This is a genomic window from Saccharicrinis sp. GN24d3 (genome assembly GCF_052400645.1).
GTDB lineage: Bacteria > Bacteroidota > Bacteroidia > Bacteroidales > Marinilabiliaceae > Saccharicrinis.
In genome coordinates this window covers 15352-35861 of sequence record NZ_JBQTGI010000008.1, presented here as the reverse complement: position 1 = coordinate 35861, position 20510 = coordinate 15352, and the positions used below count along the sequence as shown (strand labels likewise).

The following is a 20510-nucleotide window of genomic DNA, read 5'->3' as shown; positions in this document are numbered from 1 at the left end:
ACCTTTGCGAGCCTAAAAAACACTATACTATAAAATATTATTGTTGCCATGAGCGATAAAACATATCAATTAAACACGATTGAAGAGGCCATTGATGCCATCAAAAAAGGAGAGCTTATCATTGTTATCGACGATGAAGACAGAGAGAATGAGGGAGATTTTATTGCCGCCGGCGAGTTGATGACACCTGAAAAGGTAAACTTTATGGCAACACATGGCCGGGGTTTGATTTGTACCCCAATTACGGAAAAACGTTGCCAAGAACTGGATTTGGAGTTGATGGTAGGCAAAAATACCGCACTTCATGCTACTCCTTTCACTGTTTCGGTTGATCTTAACGGACATGGGTGTACAACGGGCATCTCCGCATCGGATAGAGCCAAAACCATTTTAGCCCTGTGCGACAAAAAAACTCAGCCTGAAGACCTGGGTAGACCCGGACACATATTCCCTTTAAAAGCCAAAGAAAGAGGAGTTCTGCGAAGAGCTGGACATACCGAAGCGGCAGTGGATCTTGCCAGGTTGGCAGGCCTTTCGCCTGTTGCCGTTTTGGTGGAGATAATGAACGAGGACGGCACCATGGCCCGACTTCCCGAACTTGTGGAGATAGCCAAAAAATTTAATCTGAAACTGATTACCATTAAGGATCTGATTGCCTATAGACTTAAAAAAGAAAGTTTGGTCATAAAAGGTGTTCAGGTAAATATGCCCACTGAATACGGCGACTTCCAATTTATACCCTTTAAACAAAAATCCAACGGACTGGAACATATGGCCTTGATAAAAGGAGAATGGGAAGCTGACGAACCAATTTTAGTTCGAGTACACTCCTCGTGTGCTACAGGAGATATTTTCCATTCGAAACGATGTGAATGCGGTGAGCAGTTGCACAAAGCTATGGAAGCCATTGAGAGCGAAGGGAAAGGTGTTATCGTATATATGAACCAGGAAGGACGAGGAATAGGCTTAATGAACAAGATAAAAGCCTACAAACTTCAGGAAGAAGGCATGGATACCGTTGATGCAAATGTTGAACTGGGATTTGAAGCCGACGAAAGAGACTATGGTGTTGGCGCACAAATATTAAGGGAACTGGGCGTGTGCAAAATGAGATTGATGAGCAACAACCCGATTAAGCGTATTGGACTGCAAGGTTACGGGCTTGAAGTAGTTGAAAACATACCCATTGAAGTAAAACCCAATCCTTATAACGAGTTTTATATGAAAACCAAAAAGGAAAAAATGGGACATAACCTGGAATTTTTCAAGTACGAAAAAAAAATATAGTTACAACCGCTAAGGCGATTTAAACGAATTAAAAAAAGACAAGCTTCTCCAATCGAGAACCTTGTCTTTTTTTATGAGATATAAATCAGAAAGTTTTACAAAACAAAATACGTACCTCTAATATAATCCGGGTTTAAAGGATAAACACACTTCCTCCAATATTATCTTGGCGAGCTCCGGTAACTGACGACAAACAGTTTACTTGTTCTTCCATTCTCAAAACACCCAGGAATGCAAAAATCAGAGCTTCCTTAAAATCAACGACTTGTTTGTCTGGAATTACTAGCTCGGTTTCCGCAAAACCGGAAATTAGTTTCATCAGATACGTATTGAACGTGCCACCTCCGGTAAAAAGGGCGCTTCCAATCTTATTTTTGTTTAGGACATGGGCTATCTGTTGCGCAAAATGAAAGTAGCATGTCGCCAATTTATCCTTTACATTAATGTGTTCATACTTATTTAAAACAGGGTTAAAAACCTCCTCCACCCATTCCCTGGCTAATGACTTTGGCTCTGAAACCTGATAATAGTTGAGCTTGTTTAATTCATCCAACATACTTTCTTTCATTTTCCCTTGGGCTCCAAGCTCTCCTCCTTTGTCATATGCATGTCCGAACCCATTATTTACCAAATCGTTGAGCACAATATTAACCGGACAAATATCAAACGCAATACGGTTGTCCTTATCTTCGTACGATATGTTAGCGAAACCACCAAGATTAACACAAGCCCCGTAATGTCCAAACAAAAGTCTATCGCCCATGGGAACCAAAGGAGCACCTTGTCCCCCAAACGCGATATCCAGGGTTCTAAAATCGGAAACAACATTTAAACCGCTCCCTGCCGCAATCTGAGCTCCACAACCAATCTGGAATGTAACATTTTTCCCGGGTTCGTGAAAAACCGTATGCCCATGCGATGCCACAAAATCGATCCCTATCTCATCGGAAACAAATTTGGCCACTTCTTGCCCCATATATTGGCCATACCGTCGGTGCAGTTCAACAAAGTCGTATGCGCTTAAACGCTGCGCACGGGACAAATCCTCTTTCATCTTTCCGGAATATTCAACCGTTTTCCCCTTTAGAATCTTAAAATCCCATACATTCCGGGAACGCACAAATTCACTTAAAACCAAATCCAAACCATCAAGCGAAGTTCCACTCATTAATCCAACTGCCTTATATGTGTTTTTATTGTCCATAAACTATAAAACGATTTACGAATTCAAATAGATGACTTTAATCTTGCTTCATCTATAAAATAATGTTTAAATTAGGATATCTTATTAAACTATTCAAATATACTATTATGCTAGATTTATCTACCTCTTATATGGGACTTAAACTCAAAAGCCCTATAATAGCCGCTGCTTCGGGATTAACCAATTCGTTACATGACATTATCGAACTAGAAAAGCATGGTGCCGGAGCCGTAGTGTTGAAATCATTGTTTGAAGAGGAGATTGTTACTGAAATGGAGCATGAGTTAAACAAGATGCACTCAGAAAATTATTTGTATCCCGAAACCATGGAGTTTTATGAGTCGTATGATGTGGAAGATACGTTAACCCAATATTTAAAGCTTATTACGGATTGCAAGCAAAACACACAAATACCGGTTATTGCCAGTATCAATTGCCTCACTGCTCACAATTGGCCTTACTTCGCTAAGTCTCTTGAAGATGCCGGTGCCGATGGACTGGAACTTAACATATCCATCTTACCTTCGGATCCTGAATCGACAAGTGCTGAAAACGAAAAAGTATATTTCGAGATCATTAATGCGGTTAAAAAGGAAGTCTCTATACCTATCTCCATTAAAATAAGTAATTACTTCTCTAATCTGGCAGCGATGCTCACTCGATTTTCCAACGCAGGTGTGGATGGTATCGTCCTTTTCAACAGGTTTTATTCTCCCGATATTGATATTGACTCCTTTGACATTGTCCCGGCCAATAAATTCAGCTCTCCAACGGATTATATTATGCCGCTGAGATGGATTGCCATTATGAGCGATCGTGTAGAGTGCGATTTATCCGCATCAACGGGCATTCACGATGGCAATACCTTAATAAAAATGCTCCTGGCCGGAGCTTCAACCGTTCAGGTTGCTTCTACACTCTACAAAAACGGTTTTGCGCATATCCAGTTAATGCTAAACGACTTAAAAACCTGGATGATGAAAAAGGATTTTAGCACAATTGAACAAATAAAAGGAATGCTTAGTCAGTCAAAAGCAATAAACCCAGCCGGATACCTTAGAATTCAGTTCATGAAACATTTTTCGGAGAAATAATCGTTGGCAATGAGCCAATGGATCGTGGCTTTTATCTATTTTTCTATCTTTGCAAAAAACAGAGAATGGATTATATCGATGACTACTATCCGCAAAAGCCTTTAAAGGAAGGTGTGGATTTTATGATGGACCCACGCGGTTTTAGGATAATGACAAAAAAATATCTGTCAGAACGGGGTTATTGCTGCGGTAACGGATGCAAGTACTGTCCTTATCACCCCAAACATCAAAAAGGAAATACTTCGTTGGAGTAAATGTAGATAGGTATAAAGTCGGAACGATGAATGCATAAAAGATGAATGCCTCTGGTATTCAACAAGGAACAACTAATACAGCAAACTACTAACAGCCAATCATCAATAGCTAAAAACCAAATCAGAACATGTCAATAAATAAAGAAGATTTACGTATCGTTTTTATGGGCACCCCCGAATTTGCGGTTGAAAGCCTGAGGATTCTTGTGGAGAACCAATATAATGTGGTAGGTGTCATCACGGTACCTGATAAACCGGCAGGAAGAGGGCAGAAGATCAAAACTTCACCGGTCAAGGACTATGCGATGCAGCATAACATACCCGTATTACAGCCAGAAAAACTGAGAGCGGAATCCTTCCTGGAGGAGCTGCGGGCTTTAAAAGCCGATTTACAAGTAATTGTGGCCTTTAGGATGCTGCCGGAAGTAGTATGGAATATGCCACGTTTGGGCACATTCAATCTTCACGGGTCGTTATTACCACAGTACCGTGGTGCCGCCCCTATCAACTGGGCGGTAATGAATGGCGACAAGGAAACAGGTGTAACTACCTTCTTCCTTCAGCACGAAATTGATACCGGCAATATCATCGACCAAAAAAAGATGCCCATAACTGACGAAGACACAGCAGGATCGGTTCACGATAAGATGATGGTACTGGGGGCTGAGCTGGTATTGGAAACGGTTGACAAAATTCGTAAAGGCACCGTTGAAACTAAAACACAGGATGACCTGATTGGCAAGAACACAGTGTTAAATCCGGCACCCAAAATATTTAAAGAGGACTGTAAAATTGATTGGTCACAACCTTTGGAGCAAGTACACAACAAAATAAGAGGACTCAGCCCCTACCCTGCCGCCTGGACGGAAATTATAAACACAAATGGCAAAAAACTCGGCCTTAAGATATTTGAAACTGAAATTAAGGAAGACAACCTGAAACCAATTGGCACCATCATTACCGATGGAAAATCCACCATCGAGATTTCGGGCAATGGAGGAACCTTAAAAATACATATACTTCAATTAGCCGGCAAAAAGCGCATGACAGCTAAAGAGTTTTTAAACGGATTTAAAGAATTGGATCATTGCCAGATTGCTTTCTGACAACTCAAGATATTATTGTGCTTATGCCCGAACAACTCCTTAATTCGTAATTTCTTAGGCTATTATACTATGATTTATTTTAAATTGCTCGTCATCATTTTTAATGCATTCATAAAAAGAATCTTGATTAGAGGCTAATAAAAATTGACAAAATGGTTTATAGGATGTTATCTTATTAGAAGATATCGATTAATTACAAAAACCAATTTGTTATGAGAAAGCTTTTTACACTAGTTACACTTTTTGTTTTCGCTACATGCGCTTACGCGCAGGAAGGTTATTTGGGTGAAATAAAAATGTTCGCCGGTAATTTTGCACCCAGGAACTGGGCCTTGTGCGATGGACAACTTTTACTTATTAATCAAAACCAGTCTTTGTTCTCCATTTTAGGAACCACGTATGGAGGCGATGGAAGAACCACTTTTGCCTTACCCGATTTAAGAGGTCGCCTGGCAGTGCATGAAGGGAATGGCCCCGGACTATCCCCCAGGACACTAGGACAAAAAGGAGGAACAGAAACCGAGACACTGACGGTGAACCAAATGCCAAACCATACGCATGCCCTTGCCGTAACTAACCCGGTTTACAACATGGAAGCCGATTCCGATGATCCTACCGGGAAATATCCGGCTATGTCGGGTGAGAACATGTATTCTACACATCATAATGCAGAAGCGGCCGGCCCTGTTGTTCAGATCGGAAATACCGGTGGCAATCAAGCCATCAACAATATGCAACCCTATACCTGTATTAATTACATCATATGTTTATATGGCTTATTTCCCCCACGAAACTAGGAGATTCTCCATTGTACTTAAAAACATTTTTCAATTAAAAGCTTAAGAACATGAAAAAACATATACTTATTGTATGCTTATTAATTACTTCGACTGGTATTATGGCACAGGAACCTTTTATTGGAGAGGTAAGGATGTTTGCCGGAAATTACGAACCAAGAGGCTGGGCCTTTTGTGATGGTCAGTTGTTATCAATAGCCAATAATAGCGCACTGTTCTCTATCTTAGGAACCACCTACGGAGGAGATGGAAGAACTACCTTTGCTTTGCCCGACCTGCGCAGCAGAGTGCCAATGCACCCTGGTCAGGGTCCGGGATTAAGCCGGAGAGTATTGGGAGAAAAGAGCGGCACAGAAAACAACACCCTTAACATAACGCAGCTCCCGTCCCATTCTCATAGTGTATCCATTGTTAATCACGTATATGATGATGAAGCCAATTCGGATGACCCGACAGGTACATATCCGGCGGTTTCGGGAGAGAATATGTACTCTACCAATCAAAATGCCAATGGGGGCGCTCCAAACGTATCAATTGGGAATACGGGCGCAAACCAGGCTGTGAATAATGTGCAGCCCTATATTACGGTGAATTATATCATCGCATTAACTGGTATTTACCCTTCCCGAAACTAAAATGGTAAGCTATGAAAAAAATATTTTTTATAATGGTGACCTTTCTAATCACAATGGTTAGCCATACTCAAACAATCCTGGAAGAAGGAGATATCGCGTTTATCGCGATAAACAGCGATGGTAGCACGGATGATTTTTCTTTTGTTCTGCTCAATAATGTAGTTACAGATACCAAAATAAACTTTACAGACAACGGCTGGACAGCCACCGGAGAATTTAACAGTGAATATCCCGAAAGTCATTTTACCTGGACTGCCTCATCGGAAGTATTGGCAGGGGAAGTAATCCGGGTTAAAACCTACAATGGGGTTCAGTTACCTGAAGCCTCCAATGGTGTAATTACCGGTGATAAAATGACCTTGTCGGTAGCGGGAGACCAGATACTGGCTTATCAGGGTGAGAAATCCAATCCCAGATTTATTGCAGGGATAAATTATAATCAGAACTGGATAGATAAACCCCAGGATTCATTTGACGAACATTCTTACTCTAATTCTACTTCCGATTTACCTCCTAACCTGACCATAGGTGTAGATGCTGTTCATGTTTATCATGGTTTTTCTTTTGTGGAAAATGACAACGCCATGTACACTTGTGCAAAAACAATGGGAACCAAAGAGGAGTTACTGGTAGTGATTAATAACGTTGAAAATTGGGACACCGACAATTCGACTCCTTTTGCACAGGATCCATTTCCTTGCAGTTTTACGGTTGACGAACCTACTGTAGCTGAACTAATTTCCATTGAGGACATGGGGATATACCCTCTCCCTGCTTCCACTGATTTAACATTGAAAGTGATTACCAATACGGATTTGCAAGGATTTATCTATAATAGTACCGGTATGCAGGTAAAACAATTTATTTATCCGGCCTATCGGGGAGATTACAGAATAAATATAGCGGATTTACCCAATGGTATGTATATCTTAAAACTTCAAAATCCTCGTAGCGACCTTTCTAAAAAGCTGATTATACAGCATTAAAGATATGAGGATAGGGTATTTTATGGCAGTAGAACCTTTTAATGCTATTTTATGAATGGCTTTAACAGCTAAATTCAGATTAAGAGGTATACATATTATGGTTTCAATGTATAAAGTTGACATATAGAATACACGCTAAACATAAAAGCAAAAGATATTCAGAATACTCAAATATCTTTTGCATTTATGTTTAGGCTTATTAGCTACAATTTACATTTTTTGTTTTATGGCCTTCCCTCAACCTTACATTTTCTAATGGGAACCATGCGTAAGGTTTCCTTTGGGAAAAATACAGGTGTGCGCTGGGAATAATGTTTGAAAAACGAAATCCCCCGGTTGGTGATTTTTTGCAGCGCTATTTTTTTCGTTTTCTAAGCTGAATATACTGTCCTGTTTCTATTTTATCCCCCTCCGACAGTTCGTTATAACGATTAAGTCGGTTTAACTTCACACCATATTTATTGGAGATGTATTGCAACGTTTCGCCCTCTTTAACTTTATGAAAACTATGTTTTCGATGAGCTTTGTTTCGTTTAGGTTGCACATAAATATATTTGAACTCCGAAATATGTGCATCTTCCGGCAGGTCGTTATAGGTGTATAACTCCCAGCTTTTCAACCCAAATTCACGACTTATTTTTTCAAAAGTGTCCCCATCCTGTACGGTCACATATTTAACACCATTATTAAGTTTAACCTGATGAGCACCGAAGGCATCTATGGTAAAATCATCGTCCGATGAAGTCTTTAAAATGGATTTGTCGCTACCACCCCAGTTCCGCACAAATGTCCCCCCCTTATCAAATTGGTGCAGGTCGTTTTCCTCAATAATATCGATTAATCGGTGCGCATATTTGGGGTCGGTGGCGTATCCTGCCTTTTTAAGTCCTTTTGCCCAGCCTTTGTAATCGGTAGTTTTTAAGTCGAACAACGAAGCATAACGTTTTTTCCCCGTTAAAAAATCAGAATGGTCGATATAGGACTGATAAACGTTTTTGTACTTTCTAAAACACTCCCCTTTGCGGTCGTCATCGTGGTAAACTTTTCTGCCGCTCCAATCGTTATGGCATTTGATGCCAAAGTGATTATTGGATTTACGGGCCAAAGTGGAATTACCGTTTCCCGACTCCAGCATCCCTTGTGCCAAGGTTATACTGGCGGGAATTCCCACACGGTTCATTTCTTTTATGGCCAGTTCGTGATATTCTTGGATATATTGTACACGACTTTTGCTTTGTGCTAATAGAACTACCGAACTTGCAAAGAACACTATGAATAGTGACAAACGAAGCATATTTTTCATTGTAATCTTTAATTGTGAGTTAACGACAAATATAAAAAAATTGATGATTCAGTTTCAAGACTTTCTTTATTCAGTTGAATTATCCCAAATCTGTTATTACCGATTTCAACAATCATTCCAATAATTAAAACGTAAAATTGTGATTATGTTGCATTAATACTACTTTTGAAACAAATAGAAAAATATGAAGCTTTTAAAAATCGTTACAAAAATTAAGCAATACAACAATATTCAAGAACTCCCCGACGAAGAAATTGAACTTTTAAACAAAGCCAGAGAGGCAGCTGAAAATTCATATTCTCCTTATTCAAACTTTAAAGTAGGTGCAGCTCTATTGCTCGAAAATGGAGAAGTTGTCACCGGCAACAACCAAGAAAACGCAGCCTATCCATCAGGTATTTGTGCCGAACGAACGGCTATTTTTTGGGCGAATGCCCAATACCCCGATGTGGCCGTAAAATCCATGGCCGTGACTGCCATAAAAAAAGGGAATCTGGTATCCACCCCTCTCTCCCCCTGCGGTTCATGCCGCCAAGTGATGTTAGAAACCGAAACCCGTTTCCACAACAGCATTAAGACCATTTTAGATAGCAGTTCTGAAATATGGGTAGTGGATTCTGCCAAAGATATGATGCCTTTATATTTTAACGGGAAAGATTTGGAATAACAGTAGGTAGTTTTTAGTCTGCTGTTGACTGTCGTAGCTGGTAAATGATACCCAATAGCGAATGACTTTGAACCGGAGACTGATAACTGTTAAACAACATTCTCAAATTCCCGCCAAAGCGGATCTTCTTTGGGGACGGGAGCTTCAATAACCACAAGCTCTTTTTTTACGGGGTGTTCGAATTCTATTCTTCGGGCATGAAGATTAATGCCTCCACCCTTGTTGGAGCGAGGCGCACCATATTTTAAATCGCCTTTTATGGGACAACCGATCTTTGCCAGTTGACAACGGATTTGATGATGCCTCCCTGTTTCCAAATCAATTTCCAACATATGATAATTGGCCGAACTGGAAATCAGTTTATAATTTAACACCGCTTCTTTAGAATTCTTACGAGGCGTATCATAGGCACTGGAACGGTTTTTCTCCTGATTCTTGATCAAATGATGGGTCAACTTTCCCGAATCTTGTTCCGGCAGGTTTTTAACAATGGCCCAATAGGTTTTCTTAATCTGTTTTTCAAGAAACATCTTACTTAAACGGGTTGCCGCTTTGCTGGTACGGGCAAAAAGCACTACACCACTTACCGGACGGTCGATACGGTGCACCACACCCAAATATACATCACCTGGTTTATTGTATTTATTTTTAACATAGGCCTTCACCTTATCCGATAAGGCCTCGTCGCCGGTTTTATCACCCTGAACTATTTCAGCGTTCGATTTATTAACGGCAATAATATGATTGTCTTCAAAAAGTATTTCCATTTTTTTCAGTTAGCAGTTAGCAGTTAGCAGTTAGCAGTTTCATTGTTCACTGATAACCATTTGCTGATGACTGTAATTAATATTGTTCCCGTTCGTTGGGGAAGTCTACGGATTTAACGTCCTCTATATAGTTACCTACAGCTCCGCTGATCTCGGCAAACAAGTTATGGTATCTGCGCAAAAATCGTGGTGAAAACTCCTGGTTGATGCCCAGCATATCATGTAATACCAGTACTTGGCCATCTACTCCACTACCCGCTCCAATACCAATTATTGGAATCGTCAGCTCATCTGCCACCCTCCTGGCCAAATCCGCAGGTATTTTCTCCAACACAATAGCATAACAACCGGCCTCTTGCAGCAAATGTGCATCTTCAATCAGTTTTTTAGCTTCTTCTTCCTGTTTGGCTCTTACGGTATAAGTGCCAAATTTATGAATAGATTGTGGTGTCAATCCAAGATGGCCCATCACAGGAATACCAGCGGACAATATTCTTGAGATACATTCAACCACTTCGGCTCCACCTTCCAACTTAACGGTGTCAGCTGCCGTTTCCTTCATAATTCGAATAGCCGACGACAAGGCCTCCTTTGAATTACCCTGATAGGTACCAAAAGGCATATCTACTACCACCAATGCTCTGTTTACACCACGAACTACTGAAGCGCCATGATATATCATCTGATCTAACGTTATTGGCAATGTAGTCTCCCATCCAGCCATCACATTCGAAGCTGAATCACCCACCAGAATAACATCAACTCCTGCCTGATCAACAATTTTAGCCAATGAAAAGTCATAGGCTGTCAACATGGCAATTTTTTCTTTATTGTGCTTCATTTCACTCAACACGTGAGTGGTCACCTTTCTTTGGCGATTCATCGCTACCGACATGATTAATGATTTTTGTGTTTGACGCGGCAAAGTTAATAAATTGTTGGCTGCACTTGGCAAGAAATTTGAAAACAGTTACGCTTAAAATAAATAAATTGTATTTTGCGTCGTTTAAAAGGTAATTTTATACCCTTTAAAAAAAAGAATTCTATTACTTATTAAGACTAAAATATCATACAAACTCGTTGTAATGTTGCCATTGAATATGCAAATTGTAAGTTTATACCTTGGTTTTATTTTCAAAATGGGTTCATTTGTTGATTCTGCCGTTCTAAATTGATTTTATTACTTTAGTTTTATGTTTTCGTATAAAAAAAACACCAGTGTTTTACTACTGATATTTATATTTATAGTTCTAACTGCTTTTAATATAAATAAAGCTTTCCATATCGATGATACCTTTCATTTAGAAGCTGCTCAACTTATTCAACAAAACCACGAGAAAGCAATGCATGGCTTAATCAATTGGTATGGAACTTCAAGTCCATTATATTCTTTTAATCAACCCCCTTTATTTTTTTATTTGTTAGCCATCTATACCAACATATTCGGTTTCTCCGAAATAAGTTTACATATCCTAATGTCTATTTTCGTCTTAATTAGCTTAATAGCATTTAACAAAATTATAAACTCATTAAATGTAAAAAACAAACACTACCTACTCGTATTATTTGGACTTTCAACTCCCTTAATCGTGAACCAGAATGTAATGACTGACATTCCTATTTTGTCCTTGATATTATTTAGTTGTTACTATTCTTTAGTAGCCCTAAACCCAGATAAAAAACATTACTATTGGTTCAGTGCTATACTTCTATCTTTAGGGATAATGATTAAATATAGTACATTACCTTTTCTTGGCGCATTAGGTTTAATAATAATCTTGCGAAAAGACTATAAGTACCTTCTGGCATTTCTTATTCCTATATCTGTTATTTTAACCTGGTCGTTTTTTAATTACTTCGATTATGGTTCTGTTCATATTCTAGACCGACCTGCCAATTCTTTTCATCCTAAAATAGTAACTTCTTTTTTGATATGCATCGGTGCAATATCTCCTTTTTCCTTGGCTTTTATTTCAGCTTATAAGCCATTCAAAAATACAGACAATAAATTATATGCGGTAATTGCAATCGGATTGGTATGGATCCTATGGTCTTTGTACTCTCCTATAAAATATCAACTTCAAAAAATAGTTTTAGTGGTTCTTTTTGGTATAAATGGCCTGATAGCATTGTCTCCTATCTATAGCCGTTTATTAATGCTTATTAAAACAAGAAATAAGAACTCTGTTCTCTCGCCTCATCCTGACATATTTATCTATGCAATTAGCATCTGCACGTTTTTAGTACTTTTTGCTCCTTTTATGGCAACGCGACATATATTATTGCTATTACCTTTCCTTCTTATTCTCGGGGATCCATTATTCACACATGCGGGAAAGGCCATCAAATACATCTCAATTATAACATCTGTAGCTTTAGGTCTTGCTCTTGGTATTTCCGATTGGCATTTCGCTAATTTTTATCGAGTTGTACAAAATAAACTTCAACTACCTATGCATAAAAACATATACTATACCGGTCATTGGGGTTGGCAATGGTATGCCAATAAAAATAAACTGAAACAATTTGATGCTAATTATTCGAAACTAAAACCTGGCGATTATCTGATTTACCCATCGCAGGTGACTAGATACCCCCTTCCCGATTCTATTCCCAAAAAACTTGTTCTGGCATACTATGAGCAGCCAGGAATAGAAACTTTCTTTTACGTGAGCAATGCTGGCTTATATGCCTCTGGCAATAGAAACCCTGTATGGTGTCTTTTACACACTCCAATTGATACTATTAAAGTTTATAAAGTTACAGAGGAATAAAAATCACATTAAAAAATGTATAAATTTTAATTTAGGTCGTTTATTTTTATGCAAAACTTGGAATTTAAACAACACACACTTTAATTATTAAATCATGAAGACAATTATTATTTCAGTAGTTACTTTCTTTTTAATTACAATATCCATTAATGCCCAACCATTAACTTTTGAACAACAAGACATTGGCATTGCTGTTGGCGTCCCTTCTATGAATGACAACATGTACACTTCCCAGTCCCCCGCTATTACAATCCACTATGAATATGGGTTAAGCGACAAAATTGGCATGGGTTATATTGGCGTTGGCGGATTACTGTCTATGGCCGGTGGCGAATACAACAACAGTATTCTAAACACATCCTTTTCGGTTGACTATAGCCAAACTTTAATTGGTCCAAGAGCTGTCTATCATTTTGACATGGTGGATTTGACCGGAAGTCAGGAATGGAGAAATATTGATGTTTATGGCGGTGCTTTTCTGGGACTAAAGTTCGAAAGGGCCAAATACACAAATCCCAACACACAAAACAACGTGAAAGATAATGATACCACGTTGGCTACCGATCTGTTTGCGGGCATCCGATATGGTTTCAACAAGAATATTGGCGCCTTCGCCGAACTTGGCTTTGGGGTAAGTTACTTTAGCGTTGGTGTAAACTGGAGGTTGTAAGCACGAAAGTTAATTTAAAGATATCCCGTAGTTATATTAACTGGCATAACATGATGATCTTGATACTATAGTGTAGATTCGAAAATATTTTTATAACTTTTAGCTTATTATTTTTGGGGATGAGTTCTGAAGGTTGTTATGTAGTGATAAATACCGGTATTATTGTCTGGTATGGGTTTCTTTAGAAGGGCAGTTTAACCAGAAAAAATGCGATTCGCAATCAATAACTGCCAAAGATGATAAAGTGACTGAATGAGCAAATGTCCAATTCTATTTTCAAATATTTAGTCAATGACTTATGCAATTCAACTTGAAGTTACTTTTCATTTCTTTTCAGTTATTGATATGTTTACTTCTTTACCCGGCTAATAGAGAAGAAAATAAAAAACGACAATACACAACCCATCGGATTGACCATGCACCCAGAATTGATGGCAAGCTTGACGACGAATGCTGGAACCAGGGTGTTTGGGATGGTGATTTTACGCAGCAATTCCCCAATTCAGGGGGTGATCCATCCCAGGAAACCTACATAAAGGTACTTTATGACCGCGATTATATTTATGTGGCCATAAAATGCATGGATACCGAACCGGACAAGATAAGACGTATACTGGATAGAAGGGACAAGTTTTCGGGGGATGCGGTAGGTATAGCCTTTGACAGTTACTACGACCAGCGTACGGCTTTTGAATTTAATGTGACGGCGGCCGGCCAGAAAATAGATTTGAAACATTACGGCGATAAAAGCCAAGACCTGAACTGGAACGCAATTTGGGATGCGGCTACCTCTTTAGCGGACTCGGGGTGGACAGCCGAAATACAAATCCCATTTAGCCAGTTGCGATATAACAAAGGCAACCGGAAAATTTGGGGCATGCATGTGTGGCGCTGGATTGATCGCGAACAGGAAGAGAGCCATTGGCAGTTGATCCCCCAGGATGCCTCCGCTATGGTATATTTATTTGGTGAACTTAATGGCATTGAGCGTATCAGGTCATCGCGCCAGGTGGAGCTTCTCCCTTATGCGTCGGTTAAATTGGATTACAAAGGTGACCAGCAGAATCCTTATATCGGTAAATGGCACACAGGGTTAAATGGGGGCTTGGATGCCAAAATCGGTATTTCTTCGAACTTTACTCTTGACGCAACCATAAACCCGGATTTCGGTCAGGTTGAAGCTGATCCATCCGAGTTAAACCTTACAGCTTACGAGACCCGATTTGACGAGAAACGACCGTTTTTCCTGGAAGGAAGGGATATCTTTGATTTCAATATTGACCAGGACCGCTTTTTTTATACAAGACGTGTGGGAAGCCTGCCAGGGTATAAACCGGATACCCAAGAAGGGGAATATTCCGATTTACCTGAGAACACTACCATATTAGGGTCAGCCAAACTAAGCGGAAGAACCTCAAACGGTTTGTTAGTTGGCCTGATGAACAGTGTTACTGGAAAAGAGTTTGGGAAAATTTATTCCGACGAGGGGGCAAGAACAGTAACATTAGAACCCCTGACAAATTATTTTGCCGGCCGTATAAAAAAAGAGCTTAATAACGCGAATACCATTTATGGGATAAGCTTTAACTCCGTGGTCCGAAATAATGATGAGCAAGTGTTGAAAAACAACTTCACGGATAACGCTACATCGGGAGGTATTGATTTTACAAAATATTGGCAGGACAAGAATTACTTTTTTACCGTAAAACTAACCGGAAGTCATATCTCGGGGAGTCAAGCATCTATCAAAGATTTGCAGGAATCTCATTTGCACCGGTTTCAACGACCGGATGCGGAACACCTAACGTACGATACCCTGCGCACAAACCTAAGCGGAACAGGGGCTACAATAAGAATTGGCAAACAAGGAGGTCAGTTAAAATATGGCTTTAAGTCGAGTTTTTGGTCGCCACAATTTAATATAAACGACATTGGTTTCGTCCGTGTGTCCGATAAGGTGGAACAACAAGCCTGGATAAATTATGAAAGCATCGAATCTTCTGGTTTTCTCAGGAAATATGAGTTTGAGATTGATAACAGAATAAATAGTAGTTTTGGAGGTGAAATTATGGATAACAGGGTTGGACTGGAAGCTAATGTCCAGTTTCAAAATTTGTATAATACCGAGTTCAAGGGTGAACTGGTGTTGCCATCGTTCGATACCAGGGTACTCAGGGGCGGCCCGGCCCTTTTGAAGGACAGCTATGCTGGTGCTGAGGTTGAGGTTGAATCGAACAGCGCTAAAGATTTTTCATATTTTGTAAATTCCGGTTACTGGCATTCATTCGGTTTTCCAACCAAATACTATCATTTTGGCGGAGGTATAAATTATCACCCCGTCAATCAACTCTACATAGGTCTGGATTTCGATTACGAAAAGAATTTTGAGAACTATCAGTACATTGAAGATATTGAGCTGGGAGATAATGTACTTTACATGGCCGCGACTATGGATAGAGATATATTATTAACAACTTTACGTATAGAGTATTATTTAAGCCCCGAACTATCTATCCAGTATTACGGCAGTCCGTATTATTCGATAGGTGCTTATACAGATTTTAAAAGAGTGAACAATGCCGGATCGAAAAACCGTTCAGAAAGATTTCATCATTATAAGACCAACGAATACGCCTATGATACCGGTAAGGAGGTGTATACTTTTAACGAGACGAACGCGGAGACGTTTACCATGGACAACCCGGATTTTTCCTTTGCGCAGTTTCGATCCAATCTTATATTTCGCTGGGAATACAAGCTGGGTTCGGTATTTTATTTGGTATGGTCGCACGAGCAAACAAGAAATGAAAACATCAGAAAACCAAAAATTCATGACTCGCTGCTTAATCTGTTTGCAGCCAGGCCAAGTGATGTGTTTATGATTAAATTTAGTTATTGGTTTTCTATATGATACCCAGTGTTATTTCCCATTTCCATCCTCAAACGCTACCTTCTTATTGATCCCGAAGTGTCCCCTTCCATTAAACTCAACACGTTTTCCAGAGACACCATATTTACATCTCCGGGAACCGTATGTTTTAGTGCGCAGGCAGCTGAAGCAAAATTCAAAGCTTGCATATCATCATCATAGTGCAACAACCCGTAGATCAAACCAGAGGCAAAGGCATCACCGGTACCAACGCGATCTATCACATGTGTTATGTCCAACATTTCGGTTTTGATATACTCCTGTCCGTTCCACATTTTACCCTGTATTTGTTGGTGGGAAGCACTTAAGGATTTTCTGGTTTTACCCACGACTTTATTTATTCTCGGAAAAGTATCCATTAAGTTCTTGGCTGAAACCCGAAATTTATCCTCCGGTTGACCGAGCCCAAACATACTGCGTATACCACGACTGCTGGTAATCACAATATCACAATTTTGCACCAACTCCGGCATAACCTCTTGCATGGTTTTCCCATACTTCCACATATTGCTGCGCGAATTAATATCCCCTGAAACCGTTATTCCCAATCTGTTTGCTGTTTTAATGGCATCCAGGCAGCACATCGCAGCCCCTTCCGAAATGGCCGGGGTGATACCTGTCCAATGGAACCAATCGGCGTCTTTAAGGACATGTTCCCAATCCACCATCGACGGCTGTATCAACGAAAATGCAGACCCCTCCCTTCCATAAATTACTTCACTGGGTCTATGCACGGCACCTTTTTCCAGAAAATATATGCCCATCATGTTCTCGCCATAAAACACGTGTGCGGTACTTAACCAATGCTTCCGTAAAAATTGAGTGGCCGCTCTTCCAAGCGCATTATCCGGGAAACGGGTTACATGGGCTGCTTTCATGCCTAAATAGGCACACGAAATTGCCACATTCGCCTCACCACCTCCATAAACAAGTTCGAAAGAAGTAGCTTGCGAAAATTTTAAATAACCCGGTGGTGACAAACGCATCATTACTTCACCAAATGTTATCACTTTCTTAGCCATACTATTACGTTTTATTTTTGGTTGAGTCGGTTGTTTTCATCCATCAATTAAGATAAGTTCCCTTACTTTAGGCACCGATACATACTTTGCCATTTCCGAACCCTCTGTTTCGATATTGAAACACAACCCATTCAAAACTTGCCAATCGATGCGCATTCATTTGGGAAGAATCCATCGAAATTTTAAAAAGTATCATAAGTCCACAGCCAATTCTAATATAGCCAATTAAAGATAGAATATCAAACGAAAAACCTGTTTTTAAACGATGCTTTTTATAAATAAATCGAATACTGCAGCACTTTTGTTGGGGCGCAAAATCATAGGTAAAAGATAAGATAACGATCATAAGAATCGATCTTTTAGCTTTCCGTCACTACACTCCACCTCCAACAAAAAACCTTATAGGTATGTCTGGTCATCACAAAACCAGCTTTGGCAGTAATTGTCCCAATCCACTCATTGTTGGAGTAATGCCACTGCGCATCAATGTAATTTTCCCAATCTAAGGCATTTACCTGAAATATCAATTATGAATGGTTACTGGAAATGGCAAAAAAAAGGACAACTATACCCATTTTTTATTTTCTTCTTGCTAATAATCATTTTTATCCGTACTCACCGGCTTATGTGTCTTAAGCCATTCCTGTCCCTCTTTTGTCAGGAAAAAATCCATCCACATATAATACATCTTTTTGTTTTCTTCGACACTTACCCAATGGCTCGATCCAATTGGAATATGTAACAAAGCATACTCTTTAAGCTGAGCGGAGGCTCCATCGGCATGTACAACAAAATCATTATCGGTTAAACCCAAAAACAACTGGTCGAGCATGGCATGTTTGTGGGCCCCTACTTCATCGGGTCCCGGCGCCTCTACGGTTCCTAACGCAACGCGGGGAACAATATCGGCAGGCAGTACTGTTCGACTGATCGTATTCGGACTCTTTATCTTCTCGGTATAGGACTCGCAATCAGCAAATCGGGTAAAAAAGAGATTATATTTGTTTTCCTCCGGGAAATTGTTCATATCTTCGATATCTTGATCAGATAATTTTTTGGTAAACCGCACAAAATGCAGTTCTTCCCCTGCAGGAACCTCAAACTGTAAATTGCTGATCTCGTCAAAAGGAATCGCAATGGATTCCGGCACCAGGCCATATGTCATCGAATCCGCATGGAGGGTTCCATTACCTTTTATAAACAAGAACATGGTTACATTCTTGTCCGACAGTGTGATGGTTTGCTCTGTTGGCCCCACATAGGCCACGTGTTCAATCTTTGTATCCGCAATTTCACCTATCAGCAGTTCTTCGGTAAATGTATGCATGCCCGACGGTATTTGCATCTGTAAATCCCGAACCACAATTTCAGATGATCTCGCGCATGAACAATATGACATGACAATGATACCCAAGGCGAAATAAATCCCTATAACTTTCTTTCGTGAAAACTTTAATATATTCATGATTTGGACTATTATTTTTTCTTGTATAATACTTTGCTAAGATATTAATATAAACCCAATGTGTCGCCGAATTTCAATCACATCATTTCCAACGACCAGATGGTATGCCGAAGACATGTTTTCTTCGAGTGGTACAAATGCCAACCGCTTGTTTTAGCCCTATTCGGACAAACTCCTTCTGTTGCTGATCCCTGCAAGGCTCATTTCAAAGGATTAGTTAATTAATACGGTTTGGTCAGGACGACTCCTTTGGCCATGTACAAATCATCGTATCTCAAACCGCCATTTCCATACGGCTTATCTACGGGACCTGTGTTGCAGGTAGCCTGGAAGTAGATGATAGGCAGCTCTCGTTTCATTCGAAAGTCAGCACCAACATATACTTTTTGCTGCTCCGGAAACTCTTCGCCACCTCGGATGTACACGTCATAGCTCTGACCGCCATCCGATTTTTTACCGTTATTAACAACACACCAAACCTCATACCAAATATCGGTTTCCATCGGCTTGGCTGACCTGTCAGCATGGTGGTTGTAAATTTTATCGTACCACGAATCCTTACGAACCAGCAGCGTGCCATCGTTTTTATACGCTATGTTCGGGTCATACCTATCAGTTACCCGCAGGCTGGGTTCCATTGCATTGTAGGCGTGTTTTACGATCCCCTCAGGTTCCATGTTGCTTAAGCCAAACACATGATTGTTTGGGAAATATTCAACATTCAACCTTACATAGAAGGTGTAAGTCTCGCCAACATTTATTGAGACAGGTAGTTTTCTATAGCTAATTGCTTTTCTATTTCCAACTATCCCCTCGGCAGCTGGTTTCTTAATGAGATAATTATTTGTTTCTCCATCATTGCGGCGAACTTCAGTGACTTGCGGGTTTTCAACTTTGGGATTGGTCTCGTTTTGGGTATCCATCAACGTCCAGTTTGCCATTGGGTCTGGCGACTCAAAATCATCTATTTTAATCCAGGGACTTCTGACTTGGTCACAGGAAACGGTGGCCAATAAACCAATTATGAATAAGGCGGCTACAATCCGTATAGCCCTGACGCGAATTGATATTGATGAAACCATAACTAAATTAATAAATTACAAATAATTGCTAACGCTGTGCTGATGCACAATTGATCCCTTTGCTTCTTCCTCTCTCAAGTATTTGAACCCGGATTATGTATTGGAGGTTCGTCATGCGCATTGCAAATACAATAAAACAAGGCATTACTGAAACGAGGCATAACTTGTCCCGATTACTTTCGGAGCATCGTTCTGGTGAGTTGAAGTGATGCAACGAAGTGTCGTATTTTAAAGTAATTTCAATGTGTAATAGAATTTCTAATGCATATTGCGGGTTGAACTACCTATTATTGCCAGGTTTATAATAATTGCAAATAACAAAAAGCTTAACTTATTGACATGGGGCTGCCGGCTGGCAGGTTATTACGCAATTAAAATACCAAGCTATAAAGTGCCATCGCAGAATACAGGATATTCACCGGTACTTTAAACAATGAATAATGTTCATTAGTCAGGTAATGCCTACTT

General features: G+C 39.9%; 19 protein-coding genes. 11 read left to right on the top strand and 8 right to left on the bottom strand.

Features of this window, described 5'->3' with window-relative positions; genetic code table 11:
* Positions 1 to 48: 48 nt before the first annotated feature.
* Positions 49 to 1287 carry a bifunctional 3,4-dihydroxy-2-butanone-4-phosphate synthase/GTP cyclohydrolase II gene (locus ACT29I_RS10970; RefSeq protein WP_430935596.1) on the top strand — a complete coding sequence of 413 codons (1239 nt, stop codon included), beginning with the start codon at positions 49 to 51 and terminating at the stop codon, positions 1285 to 1287.
* A gap of 133 nt (positions 1288 to 1420) precedes the next feature.
* Here ACT29I_RS10970 and ACT29I_RS10965 read toward each other — a convergent pair whose 3' ends face one another.
* The gene (locus ACT29I_RS10965; protein ID WP_444793429.1) at positions 1421 to 2491 is read right to left on the bottom strand and encodes an anhydro-N-acetylmuramic acid kinase; all 1071 of its coding nucleotides are present in this window, start codon (positions 2489 to 2491) and stop codon (positions 1421 to 1423) included.
* 107 nt (positions 2492 to 2598) lie between these two features.
* Here ACT29I_RS10965 and ACT29I_RS10960 point away from each other — a divergent pair, with 107 nt between their 5' ends.
* The 6 genes from ACT29I_RS10960 to ACT29I_RS10935 all read left to right on the top strand — a co-directional run bounded on the left by ACT29I_RS10960 (position 2599) and on the right by ACT29I_RS10935 (position 7363).
* The gene (locus ACT29I_RS10960) at positions 2599 to 3585 is read left to right on the top strand and encodes a dihydroorotate dehydrogenase-like protein (RefSeq protein ID WP_430935600.1); all 987 of its coding nucleotides are present in this window, start codon (positions 2599 to 2601) and stop codon (positions 3583 to 3585) included.
* A 65-nt stretch (positions 3586 to 3650) separates the two neighbouring features.
* On the top strand, positions 3651 to 3839 hold the full coding sequence (locus ACT29I_RS10955) for a DUF5522 domain-containing protein (RefSeq protein WP_430935602.1): 189 nt from the start codon (positions 3651 to 3653) through the stop codon (positions 3837 to 3839).
* 128 nt (positions 3840 to 3967) lie between these two features.
* Positions 3968 to 4945 carry a methionyl-tRNA formyltransferase gene (fmt, locus tag ACT29I_RS10950; protein WP_430935604.1) on the top strand — a complete coding sequence of 326 codons (978 nt, stop codon included), beginning with the start codon at positions 3968 to 3970 and terminating at the stop codon, positions 4943 to 4945.
* 212 nt (positions 4946 to 5157) lie between these two features.
* On the top strand, positions 5158 to 5742 hold the full coding sequence (locus tag ACT29I_RS10945; RefSeq protein WP_430935606.1) for a phage tail protein: 585 nt from the start codon (positions 5158 to 5160) through the stop codon (positions 5740 to 5742).
* Between the two features lie 50 nt (positions 5743 to 5792).
* The gene (locus ACT29I_RS10940; RefSeq protein WP_430935608.1) at positions 5793 to 6377 is read left to right on the top strand and encodes a phage tail protein; all 585 of its coding nucleotides are present in this window, start codon (positions 5793 to 5795) and stop codon (positions 6375 to 6377) included.
* A gap of 11 nt (positions 6378 to 6388) precedes the next feature.
* Positions 6389 to 7363: a T9SS type A sorting domain-containing protein gene (locus tag ACT29I_RS10935; protein ID WP_430935610.1), complete on the top strand. Its 975-nt coding sequence runs from the start codon at positions 6389 to 6391 to the stop codon at positions 7361 to 7363.
* A 355-nt stretch (positions 7364 to 7718) separates the two neighbouring features.
* On the opposite strand, the gene ACT29I_RS10930 is transcribed toward ACT29I_RS10935, so the two are convergent.
* Positions 7719 to 8666: a glucosaminidase domain-containing protein gene (locus ACT29I_RS10930; protein WP_430935612.1), complete on the bottom strand. Its 948-nt coding sequence runs from the start codon at positions 8664 to 8666 to the stop codon at positions 7719 to 7721.
* A 184-nt stretch (positions 8667 to 8850) separates the two neighbouring features.
* Between ACT29I_RS10930 and ACT29I_RS10925 the strand changes: the two genes are divergently transcribed.
* Positions 8851 to 9333, top strand: coding sequence for a cytidine deaminase (locus tag ACT29I_RS10925; RefSeq protein WP_430935614.1), 483 nt, complete (start codon positions 8851 to 8853; stop codon positions 9331 to 9333).
* Positions 9334 to 9422: 89 nt separating this feature from the next.
* On the opposite strand, the gene ACT29I_RS10920 is transcribed toward ACT29I_RS10925, so the two are convergent.
* A complete protein-coding gene (locus ACT29I_RS10920) occupies positions 9423 to 10100 on the bottom strand; it encodes an RluA family pseudouridine synthase (RefSeq protein ID WP_430935616.1) in 678 nt (225 codons plus the stop codon).
* Positions 10101 to 10176: 76 nt separating this feature from the next.
* On the bottom strand, positions 10177 to 10995 hold the full coding sequence (gene panB / locus ACT29I_RS10915) for a 3-methyl-2-oxobutanoate hydroxymethyltransferase (RefSeq protein ID WP_430935618.1): 819 nt from the start codon (positions 10993 to 10995) through the stop codon (positions 10177 to 10179).
* Between the two features lie 298 nt (positions 10996 to 11293).
* Here panB and ACT29I_RS10910 point away from each other — a divergent pair, with 298 nt between their 5' ends.
* The 3 genes from ACT29I_RS10910 (at position 11294) to ACT29I_RS10900 (ending at position 16455) form a co-directional block, all read left to right on the top strand.
* Entirely contained in the window at positions 11294 to 12874 is a 1581-nt protein-coding gene (locus ACT29I_RS10910; RefSeq protein ID WP_430935620.1) for an ArnT family glycosyltransferase, read from the top strand.
* Between the two features lie 94 nt (positions 12875 to 12968).
* Positions 12969 to 13544, top strand: a complete 576-nt coding sequence (locus ACT29I_RS10905) for an outer membrane beta-barrel protein (protein WP_430935622.1) — start codon at positions 12969 to 12971, stop codon at positions 13542 to 13544.
* A gap of 298 nt (positions 13545 to 13842) precedes the next feature.
* Positions 13843 to 16455, top strand: a complete 2613-nt coding sequence (locus ACT29I_RS10900) for a DUF5916 domain-containing protein (RefSeq protein ID WP_444793428.1) — start codon at positions 13843 to 13845, stop codon at positions 16453 to 16455.
* Between the two features lie 35 nt (positions 16456 to 16490).
* Here the strand turns inward: ACT29I_RS10900 and ACT29I_RS10895 are convergent, their stop codons facing one another.
* The 4 genes from ACT29I_RS10895 to ACT29I_RS10880 form a co-directional block, all read right to left on the bottom strand.
* On the bottom strand, positions 16491 to 17495 hold the full coding sequence (locus ACT29I_RS10895) for a sugar kinase (protein WP_444793427.1): 1005 nt from the start codon (positions 17493 to 17495) through the stop codon (positions 16491 to 16493).
* Between the two features lie 67 nt (positions 17496 to 17562).
* Entirely contained in the window at positions 17563 to 17841 is a 279-nt protein-coding gene (locus tag ACT29I_RS10890; RefSeq protein ID WP_444793426.1) for a hypothetical protein, read from the bottom strand.
* 246 nt (positions 17842 to 18087) lie between these two features.
* Positions 18088 to 18960 carry a hypothetical protein gene (locus tag ACT29I_RS10885; RefSeq protein WP_444793425.1) on the bottom strand — a complete coding sequence of 291 codons (873 nt, stop codon included), beginning with the start codon at positions 18958 to 18960 and terminating at the stop codon, positions 18088 to 18090.
* A 221-nt stretch (positions 18961 to 19181) separates the two neighbouring features.
* Entirely contained in the window at positions 19182 to 20042 is an 861-nt protein-coding gene (locus ACT29I_RS10880; protein WP_430935632.1) for a hypothetical protein, read from the bottom strand.
* Between the last annotated feature and the right edge of the window lie 468 nt (positions 20043 to 20510).

Bases quoted from the DNA above. Each gene is read 5' to 3' on its own strand.
- fmt (WP_430935604.1), top strand. From the start codon at position 3,968: ATGTCAATAAATAAAGAAGATTTACGTATCGTTTTTATGGGCACCCCC.
- ACT29I_RS10920 (WP_430935616.1), bottom strand. From the start codon at position 10,100: ATGGAAATACTTTTTGAAGACAATCATATTATTGCCGTTAATAAATCG.
- ACT29I_RS10940 (WP_430935608.1), top strand. From the start codon at position 5,793: ATGAAAAAACATATACTTATTGTATGCTTATTAATTACTTCGACTGGT.
- ACT29I_RS10945 (WP_430935606.1), top strand. From the start codon at position 5,158: ATGAGAAAGCTTTTTACACTAGTTACACTTTTTGTTTTCGCTACATGC.
- ACT29I_RS10890 (WP_444793426.1), bottom strand. From the start codon at position 17,841: ATGATCGTTATCTTATCTTTTACCTATGATTTTGCGCCCCAACAAAAG.
- ACT29I_RS10930 (WP_430935612.1), bottom strand. From the start codon at position 8,666: ATGAAAAATATGCTTCGTTTGTCACTATTCATAGTGTTCTTTGCAAGT.
- ACT29I_RS10895 (WP_444793427.1), bottom strand. From the start codon at position 17,495: ATGGCTAAGAAAGTGATAACATTTGGTGAAGTAATGATGCGTTTGTCA.
- ACT29I_RS10960 (WP_430935600.1), top strand. From the start codon at position 2,599: ATGCTAGATTTATCTACCTCTTATATGGGACTTAAACTCAAAAGCCCT.
- ACT29I_RS10910 (WP_430935620.1), top strand. From the start codon at position 11,294: ATGTTTTCGTATAAAAAAAACACCAGTGTTTTACTACTGATATTTATA.
- ACT29I_RS10935 (WP_430935610.1), top strand. From the start codon at position 6,389: ATGAAAAAAATATTTTTTATAATGGTGACCTTTCTAATCACAATGGTT.
- ACT29I_RS10900 (WP_444793428.1), top strand. From the start codon at position 13,843: ATGCAATTCAACTTGAAGTTACTTTTCATTTCTTTTCAGTTATTGATA.
- ACT29I_RS10880 (WP_430935632.1), bottom strand. From the start codon at position 20,042: ATGGTTTCATCAATATCAATTCGCGTCAGGGCTATACGGATTGTAGCC.
- ACT29I_RS10885 (WP_444793425.1), bottom strand. From the start codon at position 18,960: ATGAATATATTAAAGTTTTCACGAAAGAAAGTTATAGGGATTTATTTC.
- ACT29I_RS10965 (WP_444793429.1), bottom strand. From the start codon at position 2,491: ATGGACAATAAAAACACATATAAGGCAGTTGGATTAATGAGTGGAACT.
- ACT29I_RS10925 (WP_430935614.1), top strand. From the start codon at position 8,851: ATGAAGCTTTTAAAAATCGTTACAAAAATTAAGCAATACAACAATATT.
- panB (WP_430935618.1), bottom strand. From the start codon at position 10,995: ATGTCGGTAGCGATGAATCGCCAAAGAAAGGTGACCACTCACGTGTTG.
- ACT29I_RS10955 (WP_430935602.1), top strand. From the start codon at position 3,651: ATGGATTATATCGATGACTACTATCCGCAAAAGCCTTTAAAGGAAGGT.
- ACT29I_RS10970 (WP_430935596.1), top strand. From the start codon at position 49: ATGAGCGATAAAACATATCAATTAAACACGATTGAAGAGGCCATTGAT.
- ACT29I_RS10905 (WP_430935622.1), top strand. From the start codon at position 12,969: ATGAAGACAATTATTATTTCAGTAGTTACTTTCTTTTTAATTACAATA.